This window comes from Flexivirga caeni (assembly GCF_003724155.1).
Taxonomy (GTDB): domain Bacteria; phylum Actinomycetota; class Actinomycetes; order Actinomycetales; family Dermatophilaceae; genus Flexivirga; species Flexivirga caeni.
This window is the reverse complement of record NZ_RJJQ01000001.1, coordinates 73,849-93,912: the sequence shown is the minus strand read 5'-3', so window position 1 is coordinate 93,912 and position 20,064 is coordinate 73,849. Positions and strand designations below refer to the sequence as shown.

General features: G+C 63.8%; 20 protein-coding genes and 1 pseudogene. 12 read left to right on the top strand and 9 right to left on the bottom strand.

Translation table 11 applies throughout. The features are described from left to right. Positions 1-132: 132 nt before the first annotated feature. The 3 genes from EFY87_RS00445 (at position 133) to EFY87_RS00435 (ending at position 2,234) form a co-directional block, all read left to right on the top strand. Positions 133-603 (top strand): hypothetical protein, encoded by a 471-nt coding sequence (locus tag EFY87_RS00445; protein WP_123269347.1) that lies wholly within the window; start codon positions 133-135, stop codon positions 601-603. Between the two features lie 327 nt (positions 604-930). Beyond that, positions 931-1,479 carry a GNAT family N-acetyltransferase gene (locus tag EFY87_RS00440; RefSeq protein WP_181445417.1) on the top strand — a complete coding sequence of 183 codons (549 nt, stop codon included), beginning with the start codon at positions 931-933 and terminating at the stop codon, positions 1,477-1,479. 158 nt (positions 1,480-1,637) lie between these two features. Continuing rightward, positions 1,638-2,234, top strand: coding sequence for a hypothetical protein (locus tag EFY87_RS00435; protein WP_123269793.1), 597 nt, complete (start codon positions 1,638-1,640; stop codon positions 2,232-2,234). A gap of 119 nt (positions 2,235-2,353) precedes the next feature. Here EFY87_RS00435 and EFY87_RS00430 read toward each other — a convergent pair whose 3' ends face one another. Next, positions 2,354-2,614: a hypothetical protein gene (locus tag EFY87_RS00430; protein WP_123269346.1), complete on the bottom strand. Its 261-nt coding sequence runs from the start codon at positions 2,612-2,614 to the stop codon at positions 2,354-2,356. 57 nt (positions 2,615-2,671) lie between these two features. Continuing rightward, positions 2,672-3,322: a hypothetical protein gene (locus tag EFY87_RS00425; protein WP_123269345.1), complete on the bottom strand. Its 651-nt coding sequence runs from the start codon at positions 3,320-3,322 to the stop codon at positions 2,672-2,674. A 138-nt stretch (positions 3,323-3,460) separates the two neighbouring features. Here EFY87_RS00425 and EFY87_RS00420 point away from each other — a divergent pair, with 138 nt between their 5' ends. Then, positions 3,461-3,757 (top strand): helix-turn-helix domain-containing protein, encoded by a 297-nt coding sequence (locus EFY87_RS00420; protein WP_245988259.1) that lies wholly within the window; start codon positions 3,461-3,463, stop codon positions 3,755-3,757. Positions 3,758-3,893: 136 nt separating this feature from the next. Next, the gene (locus EFY87_RS00415) at positions 3,894-4,406 is read left to right on the top strand and encodes a hypothetical protein (protein ID WP_123269344.1); all 513 of its coding nucleotides are present in this window, start codon (positions 3,894-3,896) and stop codon (positions 4,404-4,406) included. A gap of 109 nt (positions 4,407-4,515) precedes the next feature. Here the strand turns inward: EFY87_RS00415 and EFY87_RS00410 are convergent, their stop codons facing one another. The 5 genes and pseudogenes from EFY87_RS00410 to EFY87_RS00390 form a co-directional block, all read right to left on the bottom strand. Next, complete coding sequence (locus EFY87_RS00410; RefSeq protein ID WP_148043189.1) at positions 4,516-4,734, bottom strand: hypothetical protein; 219 nt, start codon at positions 4,732-4,734, stop codon at positions 4,516-4,518. Between the two features lie 842 nt (positions 4,735-5,576). Next, positions 5,577-5,993: a GMC oxidoreductase gene (locus EFY87_RS21280; protein ID WP_158607473.1), complete on the bottom strand. Its 417-nt coding sequence runs from the start codon at positions 5,991-5,993 to the stop codon at positions 5,577-5,579. Beyond that, positions 5,881-7,119: pseudogene (locus tag EFY87_RS20605) on the bottom strand (GMC family oxidoreductase); the annotation flags it as partial. The gene EFY87_RS21280 and the pseudogene EFY87_RS20605, both read right to left, overlap by 113 nt. 429 nt (positions 7,120-7,548) lie before the next feature. Then, a complete protein-coding gene (locus tag EFY87_RS00395; RefSeq protein WP_123269340.1) occupies positions 7,549-7,905 on the bottom strand; it encodes a UBP-type zinc finger domain-containing protein in 357 nt (118 codons plus the stop codon). A gap of 74 nt (positions 7,906-7,979) precedes the next feature. Beyond that, entirely contained in the window at positions 7,980-8,813 is an 834-nt protein-coding gene (locus EFY87_RS00390) for an SDR family oxidoreductase (protein ID WP_123269339.1), read from the bottom strand. Between the two features lie 205 nt (positions 8,814-9,018). On the opposite strand from EFY87_RS00390, the gene EFY87_RS00385 reads away from it, so the two are divergent. The 4 genes from EFY87_RS00385 to EFY87_RS00370 all read left to right on the top strand — a co-directional run bounded on the left by EFY87_RS00385 (position 9,019) and on the right by EFY87_RS00370 (position 14,465). Then, positions 9,019-10,599: a long-chain-fatty-acid--CoA ligase gene (locus EFY87_RS00385; RefSeq protein WP_342769084.1), complete on the top strand. Its 1,581-nt coding sequence runs from the start codon at positions 9,019-9,021 to the stop codon at positions 10,597-10,599. After that, positions 10,596-12,296, top strand: a complete 1,701-nt coding sequence (locus EFY87_RS00380; RefSeq protein WP_123269338.1) for a PHA/PHB synthase family protein — start codon at positions 10,596-10,598, stop codon at positions 12,294-12,296. The genes EFY87_RS00385 and EFY87_RS00380 overlap by 4 nt, the downstream gene beginning before the upstream one ends. A gap of 97 nt (positions 12,297-12,393) precedes the next feature. Then, positions 12,394-13,182 carry an alpha/beta fold hydrolase gene (locus EFY87_RS00375; RefSeq protein ID WP_245988257.1) on the top strand — a complete coding sequence of 263 codons (789 nt, stop codon included), beginning with the start codon at positions 12,394-12,396 and terminating at the stop codon, positions 13,180-13,182. Next, on the top strand, positions 13,179-14,465 hold the full coding sequence (locus EFY87_RS00370) for a PucR family transcriptional regulator (RefSeq protein ID WP_123269336.1): 1,287 nt from the start codon (positions 13,179-13,181) through the stop codon (positions 14,463-14,465). Before EFY87_RS00375 ends, EFY87_RS00370 begins: the two co-directional genes overlap by 4 nt. 41 nt (positions 14,466-14,506) lie before the next feature. On the opposite strand, the gene EFY87_RS00365 is transcribed toward EFY87_RS00370, so the two are convergent. Continuing rightward, the gene (locus tag EFY87_RS00365; protein WP_148043187.1) at positions 14,507-14,758 is read right to left on the bottom strand and encodes a hypothetical protein; all 252 of its coding nucleotides are present in this window, start codon (positions 14,756-14,758) and stop codon (positions 14,507-14,509) included. A gap of 676 nt (positions 14,759-15,434) precedes the next feature. On the opposite strand from EFY87_RS00365, the gene EFY87_RS00360 reads away from it, so the two are divergent. Both EFY87_RS00360 and hchA read left to right on the top strand, forming a co-directional pair. Next, complete coding sequence (locus EFY87_RS00360) at positions 15,435-16,919, top strand: aldehyde dehydrogenase family protein (RefSeq protein WP_245988318.1); 1,485 nt, start codon at positions 15,435-15,437, stop codon at positions 16,917-16,919. A gap of 159 nt (positions 16,920-17,078) precedes the next feature. Beyond that, positions 17,079-17,960: a glyoxalase III HchA gene (gene hchA, locus EFY87_RS00355; protein WP_220093445.1), complete on the top strand. Its 882-nt coding sequence runs from the start codon at positions 17,079-17,081 to the stop codon at positions 17,958-17,960. A gap of 641 nt (positions 17,961-18,601) precedes the next feature. Here hchA and EFY87_RS00350 read toward each other — a convergent pair. Further along, positions 18,602-18,997, bottom strand: a complete 396-nt coding sequence (locus tag EFY87_RS00350; protein WP_123269333.1) for a hypothetical protein — start codon at positions 18,995-18,997, stop codon at positions 18,602-18,604. Positions 18,998-19,119: 122 nt separating this feature from the next. Between EFY87_RS00350 and EFY87_RS00345 the strand changes: the two genes are divergently transcribed. After that, on the top strand, positions 19,120-19,707 hold the full coding sequence (locus tag EFY87_RS00345) for a hypothetical protein (RefSeq protein WP_148043186.1): 588 nt from the start codon (positions 19,120-19,122) through the stop codon (positions 19,705-19,707). The last annotated feature ends 357 nt before the right edge of the window (positions 19,708-20,064 follow it).

The following is a 20,064-nucleotide window of genomic DNA, read 5'->3' as shown; positions in this document are numbered from 1 at the left end:
ACTGACGCCCTCAGAACCGGGTCTACGATTCTCAGATTGGTAACTATTAATCAGGCGTTGATCACTTCGTTCGCGACGAAGGTTAGAAGCTTTGCAGTAGAACCGTGACTGGAGATCCATCGAGGGGGTCACGTGGCGACAGAGGATCGGGCGAAGCGGGGAAAGACGTTCATCGACGGCGGAGCGAACCGTCAGATTCAGGCGCTCGCGAACGCGACCCGGGTTCCAGCAGTCGACCGGCTGGATCTGTGCCTGCTGGCCGGTATACGTCCGGTTCATGCGGCCGAGGAACAAAGCCAGCAGGCGCTGGATGCGATCGAAGCTTCCGACATGATGGCTGCTCTCCTGCTCCTGCGGGAGAGCATGGACCGTCGGTCGGGGCCCACCTACGGCGGTCCCATATGGCGCGAGGCCTTCGAAGTCGGAAGCAGGTGGGTGACTTTCCTGGACTTCGTCGACCTCTCGGCATTATGCGGGGAGCTCAATGCTGTGGTGGTGCGATTTCCCGATGAGCTGGCCGGTGGAATAAATCTGATGAGCTCACCCAACAGGGTATGGAGATCTCTGAGCTTGTTGTTTAACGTCCGTCATGGCCGTGGGTGACATTGTCGGCGTGTCGTGACGTGAAGTGCGGTCGCCCGTCTTCGATGCTTCTTGTTGTGAGACAAAGAGATTCGAAGGAACGGCGACCGCGTCATGATTATCACTGATGCGGGGTGGTTGACGCCACCCGGTGACGAGCTGGCCTGGTTGAACCGGTTCCGTCAGGGTTGCTACAGGTGCTTGACGCGTCGAGCTGATGCGTTGTTCGAGCTGGCCGACGCCCTGGCCTGCGATACGGGCCGATGGGCCCTGGCCCTGATTCGAGACCGGCGCAACACCGCACGCACAGTGCGGTCGTCAGGGCTGGCCATGTGGGAATATGGCGCGATGCCGACGCTGGACACGTTGCAGACTGATCGTCTCCTTCTCCGACCGCAACGCGTGGACGAAGCGGCTGTCTACCGCCAGCTGTGGGTCGAGCGTGACTCACGAGTTCCCGCGCGGCGTCGGATTGACCCCGACGGGAGACCGACGGTCGATGACATAGCGGCACGGCTTCGGGAATCGGGCGACGACGGCCCTGGGCTCCTGGCCGTCGAATTGCGCGCAACCTCCGAGGTCATCGGTCTGTGTGGCTTGATCCTCGATGAGGAGTCATCGCCGGACGAACCAGAGCTGGCATACGAGCTGTTCCGATCCGCCCACGGCCAGGGATATGCCTCTGAAGCAGCACTGGCCGTGGTGCAGTGGGCGCGGGCGGCAGGCTACCGAGAGCTCCACGCCGACGTCTGGGACTGGAACTTCGCGTCCCGCAGGGTTCTGGAGAAGCTCGGGTTTCGCGAGGTCGGTGCGAGGGGCGCTTCGTCAGCTCATGGGCAGAACCTGTTGGCCGTCTTGAAGTTTGACCGACGGTGCCACACTCGGTCGTCGTCTTGACACGGTGCTGTCAAGCGAGAGAGGCGAGTCGGCTGCCGTAGAGTGCCGACGTGATGGCGTTGCCGTTCTTCGAGGAGCCGGCCCGGCCCGGCGACGCGCTCGGGGTAGCTCCGGCGCTGGCAAGCTGGGACAAGACCGGCTCACCCGGACAGCTTCGGATGAACAGCTTCATCGACGATGTCCACGATCTTGTCTCTGCGCAGCTGGCCAGTTTCCCTGCTCCGCTGGCCATCCGCCTCGACGTCGGCCTGCCGGACTCAATCGAACTTCTCGCCCGGCACGATCTGGACAACTACCTGTATCCGTTGGTGCCTCAGCTGACGAAACGCACCGGCCAGCCGTTCGTGTCGGTGTGGGCATCGAAGGCGCACTCCGATCGCTCGACGGTCGGAGTTGAAACCGCAATACCGACAGCCGATCCCGGCGGACAGCGGTCGTTCGATGTCGTCATCACCAAGGCCGGCGGAACCGCTGCCTACAAGGAGCAGATCCGCGACCAGATTGCAGCGACCACGCCGTTGTCTGAAGGAGCGGTGGAGTTGCAGCTGGCCTTTGTCACCGGACCTGGTCGGGCGTGGCCGAACCTCTGGAAGGCAACCATCGACGCACTCGGTCCGATCCTGGGACGAGACGATGGTGCGAGTGAGTGGAACAACCGGGATGGGCGCATCACGATGCTTGGGCTGCACCACGTGGTCGATGCCTCGCAAGGCCATTCGGTTCGACTCGGGATTCGGGCTTCCGCCGTGAGCTGATTCCGGCGCCAGCTGAGCAGCCCGGACCGCAGACTGTTATCCCAGCGTTTCGGACTGCCACGTCGAATCTCCTGCGCTAGGAGCGCATTTCACGAGTGTGCTGTGGGCGCAAACTTACGTCAGCGCTGATCCGGTGCGCGCACCGGTTTGTCGAGGCGTTCGATCTGGACCACGGCTGTAGACGCCACACGGGTGACAACGCCGTCCTCCTTTCCGCGGTTCACCACCGTGAGCAGTGGCAAACCGGCCATGATGAGGGAGCAGGCCAGAAGCGGCACCGTCTGTCCGTCTATTCGCATGTCGGTGACCCCGGACGTGTGGCGGGTCACCAGCTCGTTGTCGTAATCGATCGTGTACGTGGTGCCGCTGGAGGTGGTCACGAGCCAGCATCCCGATCCCGGCACCTGGTTCGCAATCACGATCCGTGTCGCAGCCGACTACTGACCGCTTCGTGGATCGCTGCGCGGATCCTGTTGAGGGTGTCCGGGCGGTGGCGGCAGGGGACGGCCGGACCCTTGTGGTGGATTCCACCCAGCGTTGCCTGGGTATGCCTGCGGACTCCAACCCGTCGGGGGCGGCTGTGGTGCGCCGTACGTCGGGCCCGGCTGCTGCGACCACGGCTGTTGAACAGGTACAGGCTGAGGCGACGCGAGAGTGGATCGTTTCCACTGGAACCACTGCACGGCCGGCGCATGAGATGCAGCTACCGCTGCTGCCAGGAGCGCAGCGCCGCTGAGGGCGTACACGATCCCGGACGACAGCAGAGACACCGTTCTGGCGATCCCCAGGAGGACGAAGAGTCCGCCGACGATGAACAACGTCACTCGCCCGGCGCTGGACCCGCGCGCCAGCATCCTGCCGATCAGGGCCAACACCGCCAGCACGATCAGGCAGACGACAACGAAGAAGACCAATCCGATGGCGTTGACCTCGGTTGCGGCGGCCGTGTAGTCCGAGCCGCTTCCCTCGCCGTAGCTGGACACCTGCTGGTTGAGCAGGTCCACCAGCGACAGGACATCGCCGATCACCCATAGGGCGACCGCGACGCCGAACAGCCAGAAAGTCACCCGTACCGTCTTGGGCTTCATCTCGTGTCGCCGATCCCTACGTCGGCTGTCTGTCGAATTATGTTCTCTCCCCTTGCAATCGGACATCTTCCACAACGAGAGCTACTTATAAGTATGTAGACTAATAGGTCTGCGACCCAGAAGGTCACCCCGTGGAGGGTGATCTGCAGCGGCGCGTGGGCGAGAACCTCCGCGCATACCGGCTGTCGAGGTCGCTGTCCCAGGACAGCATTCGCCGACGTCCTTGGCCTACATCGCACCTACGTTGGTGGCCTGGAGCGGGGTGAGCGGAACCTCACGCTGAAAGCGGTCGAGCGCATCGCCGAGGCCATCGAGGTGGACCCGGTTGATCTGTTGACCGGTGTAGTGGCGAGTGTCGAGAAGGTTGAGCCGAGGTTCAATCTGCCCGCGAACCGCTCGACCATTGCAGGCAGGCGGGCCGGCGACTGTAAGTAGTCTGAGGTCTCAGTTCTCATGCGGGAGGCCAGAGTTGTCCAAGTCCGGGTCCAGTTCTCACCTCGTCAGTGCCTACGGGCTGTTCTGGGACAGAGGGCAAGTAGGTTGGCCCTCGGGCAAGGGGCGTCCATGGCAGTTGCTGGGCTATCGCGGAATCAACGCCGGAACCGTGCGGGTGTGCGACTTCCGGCGGGCAAGAGGTCTCTACATCCTCTACAACGATTACGGGCCGAACTACGTTGGGATCGCACGAGGTACGCAGGGCATAGGTCAACGGCTGTTGTCACACGATCGCACCAGGAACGATGCCCAGAAGACCTGGACACGGTTCTCCTGGTTCTCGTTCGACGATGTTGTGGACGTCGGCAAGACGGGCTGGTCCGAGATTCGTCTCCGTTCCGCGCTGAAGGAGGTTGACGCCGCAACGGTGGTGTTCGACATGGAAGCGTTGATGATTAAGGTGCTTGGCACTGCCATCCAGGGCAGCCAGATCGACATGAACTTCAACCGTGGTCAAGCTGTCAAGCAGTGGCATCAGATCACATACGACGACCTCTATCCGGGCCGGCCGCTGGGCAAGGTGGACATCACTCGCCTGACGGACTGGACACTCCGGAGTTACATGGACGAGATCGACGGCGAGGGCTGATCAGAGCCGGGTGAATGTCGGTAACCTCGCGTACTAACACAAGCAGTTCTGGACTCGCGGGAGCGCGTCACGGTCGATGCTCCAGAGCAGGTCACGTCCGATCGCCATGTCACTCGATTGGACCCAGCCCGAGGTCTTCGAACGCCTTCAACTCGTCGAGACGGCAAGGTAATTGGCTCGTCTGCTTCGGACCGGCGAGGAGGAGTTGCAGCGTCTCAAGTCGTGACTGCTTGCTCAACTCGCGCAGAATCCGTCGCAAGGCATCGAAGTCTGCGGCCCAGGAGATCGGCTCGACGAACTGGACCGCAGGAATCGTTGGGCGAGGCACACGGGAAGTATGCCGCCACATCGCCGAGGTCGGCCTTGTTTCTAGCGTCCACATCGTCGACCCAGTCCACGACACGTCAGGAGACGCGATGCTCAGGAATCCGGACCGAATCCCACCCGTGCTGGAAGCGGTCGAGATCATCTGGCGAATGGTGCCCGACTTCCGCCTGGCTCAGCTCATCGAGGTGATCGGGGCGTCCTTCAGCACCGAGGACGACGAGCTGATCCAGCTGATCCAGTCCGATCTGGCGACCTTGGTGCCTCGCCCGCCGTGGGGACCCGACCGGGATCAACTCGCAGCAGTCCAGGCGAGGCTGGTCGAGCTCCGAGAACGGGGTCGAACGCGAAGTTTGACAGGATCGCGTCAAACGCGCTCTAAGGACATCAGATTCGAGACGCGTAGATCGAGTCGTGTTTCGTATCAACGAGTCTCAGATGGGCGTTGAGGGCCTCAATCGGATCATACAGCGTATGCGACGCTCGAAATCGGCCGCGCAGACCATCGCCACGCCGTCATGGCTGGGCGGTAACCCGCCCAGAACCGGTTGGGGGCCCTGAAACCCGGGCCACCAGGCGAGACCGGGCAGTATCAACACCATTCATCACGATTTCCGCGGGCACACGCACAACCACCGCGAAGCCGCCCACAGATCAGCGCTTTTCGTAGCGATCCTTGGTGATTCAAACTGCGGCACCAGTCTTGAGTATCAGGCTGCGATTGGGGCTGAGACACAGCCCGTCACGCAACCGGACTCGATCTGCGCGCGCCTGACCGAATGTGCGGCATGGTGCTGGGGAGACCGGTGATTGCTGGTCGAGCGCAGCGACGGTGCGCGTCACCTGTCAGTGACGGCCATACTCAGCGAGTAGGACGTCGCTGGCCTTTTCGCTGACCATGTACACCGCCGATGCGATGAAGAAGCCGGGTATGTCGGGGAATATGGACGCGTCCACGACACGCAAACCGGTTACGCCACGCACTCGGAAGTTCCCATCCAACACTGCGTTCGAGTCGTCGTCCCGGCCGATCTTGGCGGTACCGCACGCGTGATGGCCCCACGCCTGCTTGCGTGCCCGCGCGCAACGCGTCGCGGTCGGCGACGTCGGAGCCCGGCTCCAGTTCGGTCTTGACGCGGGCGACCTCCAGATGCTTTGCGATGTCGCGAGCGATCTCGATGCCGTCGACGACGCCTTCCAGGTCCTCTTCCCACCCCGGAGACCCTTCGTCGAAGTAGCGGAATCGGATGTCCGGCACGTCATACGGATCGGCGGAGCGCAGGGTGACCGTGCCGGCGCGGTTGTTCGTGTGCGCCTTCAACACCAGGATCGACAGTCGGTTGTGATATTTCGCGCCTTCCTCGGCATAACCAGGGTAATAGCCGTGGAAGTCGATCGGCAGCGCGAAGACGATGAGATCGGAGCGGTCCTTCGCCACGCTCGACTTGGCGATCAGGGAAGCCAGCGAGCCATTGGTCGTGTATGGCCCGTTGACATCGTCCCGCCATTCGTCGAAAAGGGGATCACCACGTTCCAGGTTCTTCGGGATATCCAGGGTCGAGCCGTCGAATATAGGGTAATCCGTGGTGAGTTCGTGGGTGACGGCCACCTCGTACCTGTCGTGCAGGTTGATCCCGACTCCCGGTGCGTCGACGCGCACGTCGAGGCCGTGCTCGCGCAGTTCGTCGGCCGGGCCGATGCCGGACAGCTTGAGCAGTTGCGGCGTGTTGTATGCGCCTCCGGCGAGGATCACCTCGTGCCGCGCCCGCACCACTCCGTGGCCGGGTGGAGTGTCGGTCTCCGAGCTGCCCGGGTCGCCGGGTGGGATCTCTCGGGGGGCCGCACGGTAAATTCGCTCACCCCGCTGGTACTCCACGCCTACCACGCGGTCGCCGTCGAAGACGAGCCGCGTCGCGAGGGTGTTGAGCGCGACCGTCAGGTTGTCCGGCTGCCGCTGGAGCACCGAGCGCAACCGATCGCGGCTGCCGTTGCGGTATCCGTCGCGGATGGCCACCGGTATGAATGACATGCCCTCGAAGTCCTGTGGGGTGTCGAGGGCATTGGCGTCGCGGGGGAGCGAGATGTCCTTAGGTATTCCGAACCGGTCGCGGCTGGTGTTCTCGATGGCGTTGATGATGTCCAGGAACATCGGCTCTCGACCGGCGAGCTTGGGATGTGCGCGGGTGGTGCCGAGCCAGCCCCCCTGGCCGTGCGCCGCCTTGCGGTCCCGCTCGGCCTCGTCGTCGCCCGGCAACGGGTTGGCGTCGACGCCGTGCCAGTCTTCCATTCGGTGGAACAGCTCGCGCATCGGTGCGGCGCCCCACGACGGGTCGCCGGTGAGCTCAGCGAGGTTGTCCCAGTCACTGGCGTGCGGATAGATAGTCACCATCGCACTCACCGCCGTGCTGCCGCCAAGGGTGCTGCCGCGCGGGTAGAGGACACCGTCATGCTCAGCAACAAACTTGGTGTCGGTCTGCTGGGTGGTCTCGTCGTCGAAGTGCCGCACGAAGAAGTCCCAGCGCATGCTGGCGTCCTCGCTGGCGTATGCCTGCATGATCGGAATGGAGTAATACGGACACTCGTGGTCGTCGCCGGCCTCGATAACGAGCACCGAGTGACCGGCCAGCGCGAGATTCGCGGCCAAGGGGCCGCCGCCGGCGCCGGAGCCGATCACCACGAAGTCGTATAGCTCCGCAGGTTGGGCGATGCTCGTTGTCTGGTCCGTCACGGTGCTTCTCCCTGCGTCGATTGCTGCGTTCACGGGCGCCCTGCCACCGGCGAGTGGCGCTCTGGACAATCGAATAGTGATGATCGCCGATTAGCGGTGGATGAGCGACATCCAGTTCTGGGGGACCCGGTCGCGCGGTGCGGGCACGCCCTGCTGCGCCGGGTGGCTGTCGGGCGCCGCAAGCCGCGGACCGTCCGCGAAGTCGCCGGTGCGGTAGTCGAAGAACCAACTCTCGCCTGGCTCGTAGCTCTGCGTGATCGCGTGCCCGGTCTGCTGGAAGTGATGGGTCGCGTGCTGCGAGGGGGAGGTGTCACAGCAGCCGACGTGTCCGCACGCGGCGCACCGTCGCAAGTGCACCCACCAGCCATCCTGCGCCGCCAGGCATTCCTCGCACCCGGGTGCGCTTGGGGGCACGGTGGGGTCGACGTCGGCTGGCGTTGGCTCCATGCGATTCACGCTACTTTCTCTGAAGGGGTTTTGTGCGGGACGAGTTGTATGTGACACGACCTGCCGTAACTCAGTCAGTCGATGCTTTCGGAGATCTCGCTGAGCCGGCTCGCATCGGACATGACGGACTCCGCCTTGGCCACGATTGCGCCGAGCGCATCCCGCCCGAGGTAGAGGCGCGTCGGCGGGTTCTCCATGCGGGACAGCAGGACGAAGACTTCGGCCACTCGTCGTGGATCACCGCCTTGGTTGTGATTGAGGCGCCCATATGACGCCAGGGCCTCTCGGACATTGGTGTAGTCGTCGATCTCGCGCTGTGGGTGGCGCGAGGAACTGGGGTCCAAGAAGTCGGTGCGCACGCCACCCGGGCACACTGCCGTGACACCGATGCCGAACGGAGCGACCTCCTGTGCCAGCGCCTCGGAGAGCATGAGCACCGCGGCTTTTGTTGCGCTGTAGAGACCGGTCGCGGTGCCGGTCACGTTGGCGGAGATAGAGGCCAAGTTGATGATCTGGCCGGACCGTTGGGCGCGCATCGTCGGTAGCACGGCCCGGGTGACCGCGAGCAGCCCGAAGACGTTGACGTCGAAGTTGGCGCGCACCTCCTGCGCTGAGAACTCCTCGACTGCGCCAAGCAGGGAGTAGCCGGCGTTGTTGACGAGCACGTCGATTTGCCCAAAACGCTCGACCGTGTGGGCCACGGCCCGTTCGATGTCTCGGGCGTCGGTGAACGACATCTCCAGCGGCAGGAAGCGGTTCTCAGGGGCATGCAGTTGGCCGTCCAAGCGAGTCTTGTCGCGGGAGGTCGCGGCTACTCGGGCTCCCGTCTTGAGCGCCGCCTTGACCGCCTCGAGCCCCATTCCCTTCGACGCACCGGTGACGAGCCAGACGGGCGACTGCTGTGACATCGGAGTGCTCCTAGATTCGTGCTGAAATTCGTCCCGCGGAGGACCGGCGACCAGGGCCGGGTTCGCTCATCATGGCACGCAGCTCGACGCCAGGTAGCAAGCGTGTGGGACCCACACAAAGCGAGTGTGGTGGCTCGACTACCGCGGCTATCCGCATCGACGTACGGTGTGAATTGCTGTGATGTGAATCACGACGAGTGGGCGTATGTCGGCGGCATTTTCATGCCCGCCGCGGATTCGACTCGGACTGCCCGATCCGACCGATTTCAGCGTGGAGGCAACCCGGATGACCAATCTCGCAGAACGACTTGATTCCTCGGCGTCGGCCGACCCGGACTCAGTCGCGGTCAAGCTCGACGACTGCACACTGAGCTACGGGAAACTGGCCGATGCGGCGCACCGTCTCGCGCGCCTGCTGACTGACAAAGGACTCAAGCCGGGCGACATGGTCGGCATCATGTTGCCGAACGTGCCGGAATGGCCCATCTGCTACTACGGCGTGCTGCTGGCTGGCGGTGTGGTGGTGCCGATGAACCCGCTGCTGAAGGAGCAGGAGGTCGAGCACTACATTTCCGACTCCGGTGCGCGGATACTACTCGCCTGGCACGAGGCTCCGGGCCAGCCGGCGACTGGCGCGAAAGACGCGCGGGCAGAGCTGATCTCGGTGGAGCCCGTAGCATTCGCGCAGACCTTGGCAGGTGTGCTGCCGCTGCCGCTGGTAGAGCGGGACGAGTCCGACCTCGCGGTCATCCTCTACACCTCCGGCACCACTGGCAGGCCCAAGGGCGCTGAGCTCACGCACGCCAACATGCGCAAGAACGCCGATCTGTTTTCCCAGGAGTTCCTGAAGCTGACTCCAGGCGACGTGGTGATGGGTTGTCTGCCGTTCTTCCACACGTTCGGCCAGACCAACTCCCTCAACAGCGCGATCTTCGCCGGTGCGACCCTGACGCTGATCGCCCGCTTTGACGGCGCGAAAGCGCTTGACGTCATTGAGCGCGACAAGGTTACCGCATTCATCGGTGTACCGACGATGTATGCCGCCATGCTCGCGGCCGGCAGGGAGAAGGATACTGACACGTCCTCGCTGCGGCTGTGCTGCTCCGGTGGCGCGGCAATGCCGGTGGAGCTGCTGCGCGGTTTCGAGGAGCGCTTCGGTTGCGTCATCATCGAGGGCTACGGTCTGTCTGAGACGTCACCGGTCGCGTCGTTCAACCCGCCCGACGGCGTGCGCAAGATCGGCTCGATCGGCCTTCCGGTTACTGGCGTGGAGATGAGGGCCGTCGATGACGACGGTAAGGAGGTTCCCCAGGGCGAGCCCGGTGAGATCGCTATCCGCGGACACAACGTGATGAAGGGCTACCACAACCTGCCGGAGGCGACGGCGGAGGTGCTCTCGCCGGATGGCTGGTTCCTCACTGGCGACGTCGCCACGGTCGACGAGGATGGCTATTTCTTCATCGTCGACCGCAAGAAGTCGCTGATCATCCGTGGCGGATACAACGTTTACCCGCGAGAGATCGAGGAAGTTATCTACGCCCACCCGGACGTCTTTCAGGCAGCAGTGATCGGCATTCCCGACGATAATCTCGGGGAGGAAGTCGGAGCGGCCGTCGAGCTGAACGCGGGCGCGAGCGTCACCGAAGAGGAACTGCGTGCATTCGTCAGGGACCGAGTCGCCGCATACAAATATCCCCGTAAAATCTGGTTTGTCGAGGAGCTCCCCAAGGGTCCGACCGGCAAGATCCTGCGCCGTGAGGTGACGTATCCCGGAGGTGACGTGTGAAAGAAACGCCCTTTGACGACCTACCCGACGAAGGCGGCGCAGCCCTCGATCTGTTGCTGACCGAGGCGGCGACAGGGATATGGCGCCGTTTCATGCCGAACGGTTCGACCCTCAAGCTTGCCACCAGCGTCGGTCGTCATCCCGACCAGGTCGCTCGTACGGTCATGGGCGCGGCGAAGGAGTATGCCAAAATTGCGCGCGGCCGCTCGCAGGTTGTGCCGGGCAAGTCGGACCGGCGCTTCTCCGAGCCAGGATGGACCGACAATTCGCTGCTGCGCGCGATCTTGCAGGGCTATCTGGTGACGTCCGACGCGGCGACGCGGGTTGTGGAGTCGGCCGACCTCGACGAACGTGACCGTGAGCGCGTCGAGTTCGTTCTCGAGAACCTCATCGACGCGTTGGCGCCGAATAACCTCCCCACCTTGAACCCGTTGTGGTGGAAGGCGTTGATCGACACCGGCGGAAAGAGTGTCCTGCGAGGTGCGAAACACTTTGCGCAGGACATGATGAGTGCGCCGCGGGTGCCGCAGATGGTGGATGTCAGACCCTTCCAGGTCGGCCACAACATCGCGGCGACTCGTGGTGGTGTCGTGTTGCGAACGCCGCAGTTCGAGCTGATCCACTACTACCCTCGCGCACCCGAGGTCGCGCGCACGCCGCTGCTGATCGTGCCGCCGGTCATCAACAAGTTCTACGTGGTCGACCTGTCGCCGCATCGCAGCATGGTCGAGTACCTGCTCGATCAAGGTCAGCAGGTTTTCGCCATATCTTGGCGCAATCCCGATGTGCGACACCGGGATTGGGGCTTCGACATCTACGGCACCGCGGTGCGCTCGGCGATCGGCGCGGTGCTCGCAATCACTGATTCACCGAGTACGCACATGATGAGTATGTGCTCGGGGGCAGCGCTGTCCTCGATGCTGGCCGCGCACATGGTGGCAATCGGCGAAGGCGACAAGATTGCGACGTTCAGCATGGGGGTGGCGGTCCTCGACCAGTCCGGTGGCGGCACCGTCAACTCGCTGGCGGACGAGAAGACCGCCAGACGCGCAGTGAAGTCGTCGGCGACCAAGGGTTACCTCGACGGCGCCTCGCTGTCGGAGATCTTCGCGTGGTTGCGGCCTAACGACCTGATCTGGAACTACTGGGTCAACAACTACTTGCAGGGTCGCAAGCCGGCGGCGTTCGACATCCTGTTCTGGAACGCTGACGCCACCCGTATGTCGGCCAAGCTGCATGCTGATTTCATCAACCTGTTCGTGGACAACAAGTTGGTGCAGCCGGGTGCCGGGATGATGCTGGGCACGCCCGTTGACCTGTCGACTGTCAAGGCGGACAGCTACATCGTGGCCGGAATCGCCGATCACATCTGCCCGTGGCAGAGTTGCTACGCCAGCACTCAATTGCTCGGTGGCGACGCGCGGTTCATCCTGTCACGCAGTGGTCACGTCGCGTGCCTGGTCAACCCCCCGGGTAACCCGAAGGCGACCTACCGGGCAGGCGAATCCGGCACCAATCCGGAAGACGCGAACGAGTGGCTGGAGAACGCCACCACCGTGCAGGGCTCGTGGTGGGGCGACTACGCCGCCTGGCTGAGCGCGCGTGGGGGCGGTCGCAGGGTTGCGCCGACCGATGTGGGCAACGAGGACTTCCCGGTCGTCGACACCGCGCCAGGGTCCTATGTCTTTGACAAGTGACTCGGAGTTGACCAGTGATGAGGGGCCGGTTGAGAGAGCGGAGCCACCGCAATCAGTAGCCGAGGATTCCCACGGACCCGAGTTCCATAGTGTGCGCGTGCAGGGCCACGAGATTGGGCTGAGCGTGCGCAGTGGGGACCGGTCGCAGCCGCCACTCGTGCTGTGCAACGGCATCGGCGCGAGCCTGAAGGCGTTGGCGCCTCTGGTCGACGCATTGCGGACCGGACGCGAAGTGATCCGCTTCGACGTGCCTGGCACCGGATCCTCCCCGGCGCCGGTGATTCCCTATTCTATGGCGTGGATGGCGCACATCCTCGGCGAGCTGCTCGACCGGCTCGGCCATGACCGGGCGGACGTGCTCGGCTACTCCTGGGGCGGTGCGCTGGCGCAGCAATTCGCGCTGCAGAACCCGGTCCGCTGCCGCAAGGTCGTGCTGCTGTGCACCATGACCGGCGTGATCGGCTTCCCGGGGCAGTTGCAGGCGCTGTCCCGGATGGTGACGCCCCGCCGCCACCGCGATGGTCGCTACGCTGAGCGCGTCGCCGGGCGCCTGTACGGTGGGACCATGCGCACCCGGCCGGGACCGGCGGGCAAAGCCCTTGGCGCGCGTACCCGGGCGGCCAGCCGCCGCGGCTACCTCTACCAGCTAATGGCCGGCGCGGGATGGACCAGTACTCCGTTCCTGCCCCTCATGCGGCAACGCACTCTGATCCTTGCGGGGGACGATGACCCCATCATCCCGGTGCGCAATGGGAGGATGATGAAGATGCTTCTTCCTCACGCGACTCTGCGTGTCCTGCCCGGCGGACACCTCGATCCACTGACCCATCCCGCGCCCTGGGCGCGATTGATCGATGCGTTCCTCGACTCGGAGCGGAGCAGGTGAGCGCTCAGACCGAGTCTTCGGCGGAGGCAGCTGGCCCGCTCGGACCGGGCGAGTTCGGAGACCTCGTTGAGCTTGTCCGGGTCGCTGAACCCGCTCTGGATGCTATCTCCTGGTCTGCGGCGGAGCTGATCATCTCGCAGGTTCCGGCATACGGGCGCAGCGCCGACTCCAATATCAAGACCCAGGTTGCGCACCATTGCAAGATGGTGTTCAACGCCCTGCTGGTCTGCCTGCGCGACAACCGGTGGGCGCGTCAGAACGACTTCCCTGCTACGGCAACCAATGCCCTCAACCGGGTCGGCCAGGGCGTGTCGTTGGCCGACTTCATGCGGGCATTCCGGCTCGGCCAGGTCACCTTCTGGCGTGCGCTGGTACGGCTGACCGACGAGCACGACCTCAACCGAGATGCGCTGCTCAGCGTCGCTACGTTGCTTATGCAGGTGATCGAGGCAGGCAGCTCGGTCGCCGCCCGCGCTTATCTGGAGGCGCAGCAGTACCGGCTGGCCGACCAGGATCGCGTCCGGCGCGACTTGCTAGAGGATCTGCTGGTCGGCCGCGACCCGCAGATCGAGCCGCGGCAGGGCATGCTGCTCGCCCTGGGCCTCGCGCCTGACGCCGCCTTGGTCGTGGTTGCCGCCCGGGTCACCTCGCGTAATGACGAAGCGTCTGTCCGTGACGCACATGTCGCGTTACGCCGACTGGGCGGCATCTCTCGCGGGCTGATCGTGCCCCGGCATGGCGAGGTCGTCGGTGTCATTCCGGCGCGCGGCGGTGCACAGCCGGTAGTTACCCACCTACGCCGCGTGCAGGAGTCGTTGCGAGCGCACGGCATCCAGCTCGCGATCGGAGTCAGCACGGCACGCGAAGGGTGGCGGCAAATTGTAGAGGCCTATCGCGAGGCAAGGGTCGCGCAAGAGGCTATCGGGGCGTCTGCCGGGGTGCTCGGTCTGGAGTCGATGACGGCACTCGACTACCTGATGAGCACCCAGAACGAAACGGCGCAACGGCTGGTCGACCCCCGCATTCGATCGTTCGTCAAGGACGAGCTGGCCGGCGAAGGCACTTTCCTGAAGACCCTCAAGGCGTATGTCGCCGCCGATCTCAACGCCAAGGTGGCCGCCGATCAACTGCATCTACACGTCAATACGGTCTACTACCGGCTGGAGCGGATCAGCGAGCGCACCGGTCAGGACCTGCGGCGGCTGCCGCAAGTACTCAACTTGATGGTCGCGGTGCGGATCCTCCAGGAACGCGTCGACCGACCAGATACGCGACACCAATAACCCGCCACCTCCTCGGGCGGACAGCATTTCGACAGTGGCGATCACGCATGCCCAGCCAGGGCGGCCACACCCGCCATGATCCGGCCGTAGACCTCATCGATCTCGGCGTCGGAGTCGATCCGGGCAAAGGATGCCCCCGTGTCGTAGAAATCGAGAAGGGGGGCAGTGTTGCTGGCAAACACTGAGAGCCGGTGGCGGATGACGTCCTCGGTGTCGTCAGTTCGCCCGCACTGCTTGGCACGCAGCAGGATTCGCCGCATCAGTGTGTTGTCGTGCGCGGCCAGATGGACCAACTACCCGCAGCGACACGTTGCGTTCCCGGCCAGCTTGCTCCACGGCAACGGCAGCGTCCGGGGAAGCCGTCAACCACGTAGCCGCCGGACTTTCCCGGTTGGGTCAAGACATCGAGCACCGTGCCCGTGATGGCCTTGTCGTCGATCAGGTCACCGCGCTCCATCGCCGCTTGTGCGGAGCGCCCGAGCGGGCGTGCCGGCAGCGACTTGTTGCCGCAGCAGATCTCCGGTGGATAGGTGAGGGAGGTCGTACGCGGCGGCGAGTAGCGGACCGTTGGTTGCCCTTGCCCGATCCGGGTGGACCGAGCATCAGGGCACGCAGTTTGGACGCGGTCGTCGGCGAGTCGGTCACAGGTCTCTCCTCGCCCGGTGGATGCCACGCCGGCTCGGACGCAATCGGTGGGTCTGTCTCGCGCATCCTCGACCCGACCGGTCCGGGCGTCAATCCCGTGGATTGTGCACGCCGAGTGATGGCAACCGATTTCGCCAATCTTGTGGAGCCTACCGAACTTCGCTATCGGCCGATCACTAACGTCTGCTGCCTACCGAATGGCATGGTGAGACACGGATCACACGGCGATGTAGCGCGCTATCCGACGGGGCGTTCGTCCGAGTGGTCGAAGGTGACCCGAAGGCCCTGAGGAGGTACGTGGTGAGCGATGTCCCGCACTACAACATGTTCATCGACGGACAGTGGGTGGAGGGCAGTTCCGTCTGGGGGGTGAAGGAGCCGTCCACCGGAGAGACCTGTGCGACCGTAGCGTACGGAGGCGTCTCCTACACCGATCGCGCGATCGAGGCGGCGACCCGCGCCCACACTGAGGGTGTGTGGCGCAAGAAGACGCCGGCTGAGCGCGCCGATGTCCTTGACCGGATTCATCAGATCCTGAGCGCGAAGGTCGAAGACCTTGCGCATCTAGTGGCGTCGGAGAACGGTGCGACGGTGCGGTGTGCGACGGCATTTCACGTCGGCGTCGCGCTGGGTTCGCTGAAGTACTTCGCCGACCAGACCCGGGTGTACGAGTTCCGCAAGGCGAACGAGCCGACCCAGTTGCCGCTTCCGGCCCAGGGATATATCCACCGCGACCCGGTCGGCGTGGTCGGGGCGATCCTGCCGTTCAATTTTCCGTTGGTGCTGGGCATCTGGAAGATCGGCCCGGCGCTCGCCGCCGGCAACACGATTGTGGTCAAACCGGACGAAAACACCCCACAGACGCTGCTGGAGTTCGCGAAGGCAGCGGAGGAGGCCGGGCTCCCACCCGGTGTTTTCAACGTTGTGCTCGGCGACGGCGAGGCGGTTGGTGGACGGCTGGCCGAGCACCCGGGCATTCGCAAGATCGCCTTCACAGGCTCGACCGAGGTCGGCAAGATCGTGATGCGCGGCGCGGCCAGCAATGTCAAGAAGGTGACGCTGGAGCTCGGCGGCAAAGGTCCTAGCATCATCCTCGACGACGCGAATCTCGATCTGGCAGTGCGCGGCTCGCTGTTCGCCTTCCTGATGTACAACGGGCAGGTGTGTGAGTCTGGCACCCGCACGTTTGTGCCGCGAGCGCTCTACGACGACGTTGTGCAGCTCATGGTCGAGGCGACCAAAACGCTCAAAATTGGTGACCCGCACGACCCGGACACCGACTTTGGGCCGATCATCGATCAGGAGGCGGTCGATCGCATCCAGCAGATGGTCGCCCATGCGGTCGAGCAGGGCGCGACCGTGGCTTACCGAGGCGCCCTCGACCTGGACGAGAAGTTCCGCGGCGGCACCTGGGTTGCGCCGGTGATCCTGTCCAACGTCACCAACGAGATGGACATCGCCCGGAACGAGGCATTCGGACCGGTCGGCGTGGTGATCCCGTACGACACGGTCGAGGAGGCCATCGAGATGGCCAACGACAGCGAATACGGCCTTGCCGCAGGAGTCTGGGGTGGCGACGAGGAACGTGCGATAGACGTCGCCTCGCAGCTGGAAGCAGGCACGGTGTGGGTCAATGACTGGCACATGTTCCCGTTAACCGGACCGTTCGGCGGCTTCAAGCAGAGTGGCCTCGGCCGCGAACTTGGCGCGCACGCCTTCGACGAGTATACCGAGGAGAAGTACATCCACGTCGCGGCTAACCAGGATCTGCAGCAACGAGCCTACGGCTTGCTGTTCGGCCACAGCTGACGCCCACCGCAACAGCGATCCGCTTGACGCTCTGGGGCTACTCGAGTCGCGAATTTCTCGGGCTACCGAGCGCAACAAACCCGCAATGACTTGTGAACACAGTTTGAAATGTGGTGCCTGCCGCACCCGATCATTAAACCTCTTAGCGGAAGGTCAGACATGTCCACGGAGAATCGTAACCCCACCCCAGACGCCGCCGAGAAGGGCGCGTTCTTCCCCTCTCCTTATTCTTTGTCGCAGTACACATCGGACGAAACGAACTTTGACGGCCTCGCCATTGAAACTGGCGAATACTCGGGGTCCGGCCGCGTCCTAGTGATTGCGACTGAGGAGCGCTACATGCTGATGCAGAATGACACGATGTTCTCAACAGGAAATCATCCAGTAGAGACGCTGCTGCCCCTGCACCACGTAATCGGGGCCGGCTTCAAAGTGACCATCGCGACTCGAACTGGGGCCCCTGCCAAGTTCGAGTGGTGGGCCTTTCCCCGCGAAGACTACGCCGTCAATGCGACATGGGAGGAACTGCGCGAGCAGTTTCGCAGCCCGGCGTCGCTCGCAGACGTCGTGGCCGGACAGCTCGGACCGGGCTCCGACTACCTTGGGGTGTTCATCCCGGGTGGTCACGGCGCGATGTTGAAGCTGAATGACAGCCCCGAGGTCGCATCGGTCATTGACTGGGCGCAGGAGAACGACAAACTCGTCATCACGCTCTGTCACGGGCCCGCGGCGCTGCTCGCATCGTCGTCGTCGGACGGTGCGTCGCCGTTCACGGGCTATAGGGTGTGTGCCTTCCCCGACTCGCTCGATCAGGGTGCCAATGTCGACATCGGATACCTACCGGGTCAAATGCCGTGGGCTCTGGGCGAGGCACTGACGAAGGCGGGTCTCGAACTTGCCAACGACGACATGACCGGCGCGACCGCCAGAGACCGCAACCTGCTCTCCGGAGACAGCCCATTGGCTGCCAACGATCTCGGTAAGATGGCTGCACGTGCCCTCATTGAGCAGGCCACGAACGAAGACACAAGCGATGCCTGAGATAGGGTCGACGCCAGACCAGTGGAATTTGGTCTCGACCGGTCCTTGTCTCGGTCGAAATTAAGACCTACGAATACGTTCCTGGCAAGTTCTTGAAGGTCATCACCTTCGAGGTAAAGCCGTCAGATTCCATCGACGTCCAGGCGGTCTATGAGGCACTCGCGCATCGCCGCGCATCCACGCTGCATATGTGGTGCTGCACGTTCCGGCAGAGACGGAGGGTTCTCTCAGCGAGCCGGTGCGGAGCGTTCGGTTGGTGGCAAGGACGCATGGCATCGGCGTTATCACCGCGTCCGATCCGGGCGACTACAGCACGTGGGGAGAACTGGAGGAGGCGCAGCGGGTTGAACCTGACCCCGAACCAATGCCACGTAGCGTAAGTGCGTTTCCCCTGGTCAGAAGCTGTTTCGCGGCCGGGTTCGGCCATCTCGCGAGAGCACTTCGCACCCGATTCCGTCCCCTCACGACCCTGTTCCGCCCTGCCAGTCGCCTCCACGGGCTACCTACGGCTGCTCACAACGGCGCTGCGGACCGATCTGGCCCGTGTCGCGGGATCCAAAAACAGGCGCTGACCTGCGAAGATGCGTTAGTCTACGTGGCATTGGACCCCGAACGCCTGAATCAGTTTATTGAGACACAACTCAGCGAGCGGCTACGCAAGCGAATCGCTCGGCTGCTGCGCTGATGTCCGCTTTCGCTCCTAGTGACGTAAGGTGGCGGATCGCCTCGTCGATGTCGTCGGTCCAGTTGGCCTGAGCGGCGGACATCACCGTCACGATGTCCTCGTCGGCACCGGCCTGGTACAGCTGCTCGCACCGCTCACACAGTGCCCAGAACGACGGCAGAGTGTAGCCCTTGCCCCAGGCTCGGTACTCCACCTTGTCCGCGTCCAACGGGTGCACCCAGGTCACGTCTTGCGCGTCGCAGAAGGCGCAGGATTGGTCCTCCGGACTGGCCGGCGCTCCGTCCACCCAGTCGTCCGGATACTCGGGCGCACCGTAGTGGAACGTGCCGAACGCAACGTAGTCATCACCCACGTGACCAGCGTGCCATCAGGTGGTGCAGTTCGCCTAGGGGCAGTCGGATCTGTGGTCCGAGCATCGGGTGGCCCGGTGGTGATGCAGGACGCGGCAGGGACGGCGACTTCTACTTTCCAAGCATGAGCGATCAACCCATGCCCGACAGCCGCCGAGTGCTCAGCCGGGAGGAACTTCGGGCTGCATCGATTGGCGGAGTCTTCCTGGTCGATGACACCGAACCACACATCGCGAGCTGGTCACATACGGAGCAGATCGAGTTCATGGTCCGGTGGCTGCACCGGGAACTACATCGGGAACGAACCGACCCGGACGGCACCACGAGGCGACGCGCCGCCGTCCTCGAAGTGGAGTCGTACGGTTCCCCGCCGGAGCTATGGCTGTACCTCCGGGTAGAGGCGTGGATAGATGCGCGGGAGGCCACTGCCGTCGGGTCAGACCGCCAGGATCTCCTGCCCGATCCAGGTCGCAGTCTCACCGACGAGGAGCTGGGGACGGCTGGCTTCGGTGGGTTCATCCTGGTGCGGGAGGAGACCCGGCACATCTTCAGTCGCACCGCCGACGGGCAGCTGGACAGCGCCATCCGACGTCTGCAACAGATCACCAACAAGTCCTCGGCTGAGGGCAGCGTGTTCACCTGGCCGTCCAACGTGGAGGTGCAGGCTCACGGTGACCCGGTGCAGTTATGGTTGCAGATCCCGGTGCAGTGACAAGCTCGTCCAGGCGACTTGGGCCGCGCCCGGATCACACCTCGGCCGGTACTCAGAGCCGGTCCTGCCAGTAGGCATCGTTGTCGTCATCGACAGCGACAGGACGTATCCGAGCACCAGACCAGCCCGGCAGCGATTCAGGGTCAGGACCGTCGGGCCAACGTGAGCCCGGACAGGCAAATCCGTCTGCACTCCGCGGGGTGAGTCAGCGAGTAGTTTTCGTCGCGCTACGTGCTCAACTTAAGTTCAAGGCACGCGAGCGGTCCTCTCGCTAGCCCTTCGGATTATCGACTTGGTTCTCCCGTCCGTTCAACCGATCCGTTCTTCTGACAGTCCTTCTGATCATCTGCATGGCCG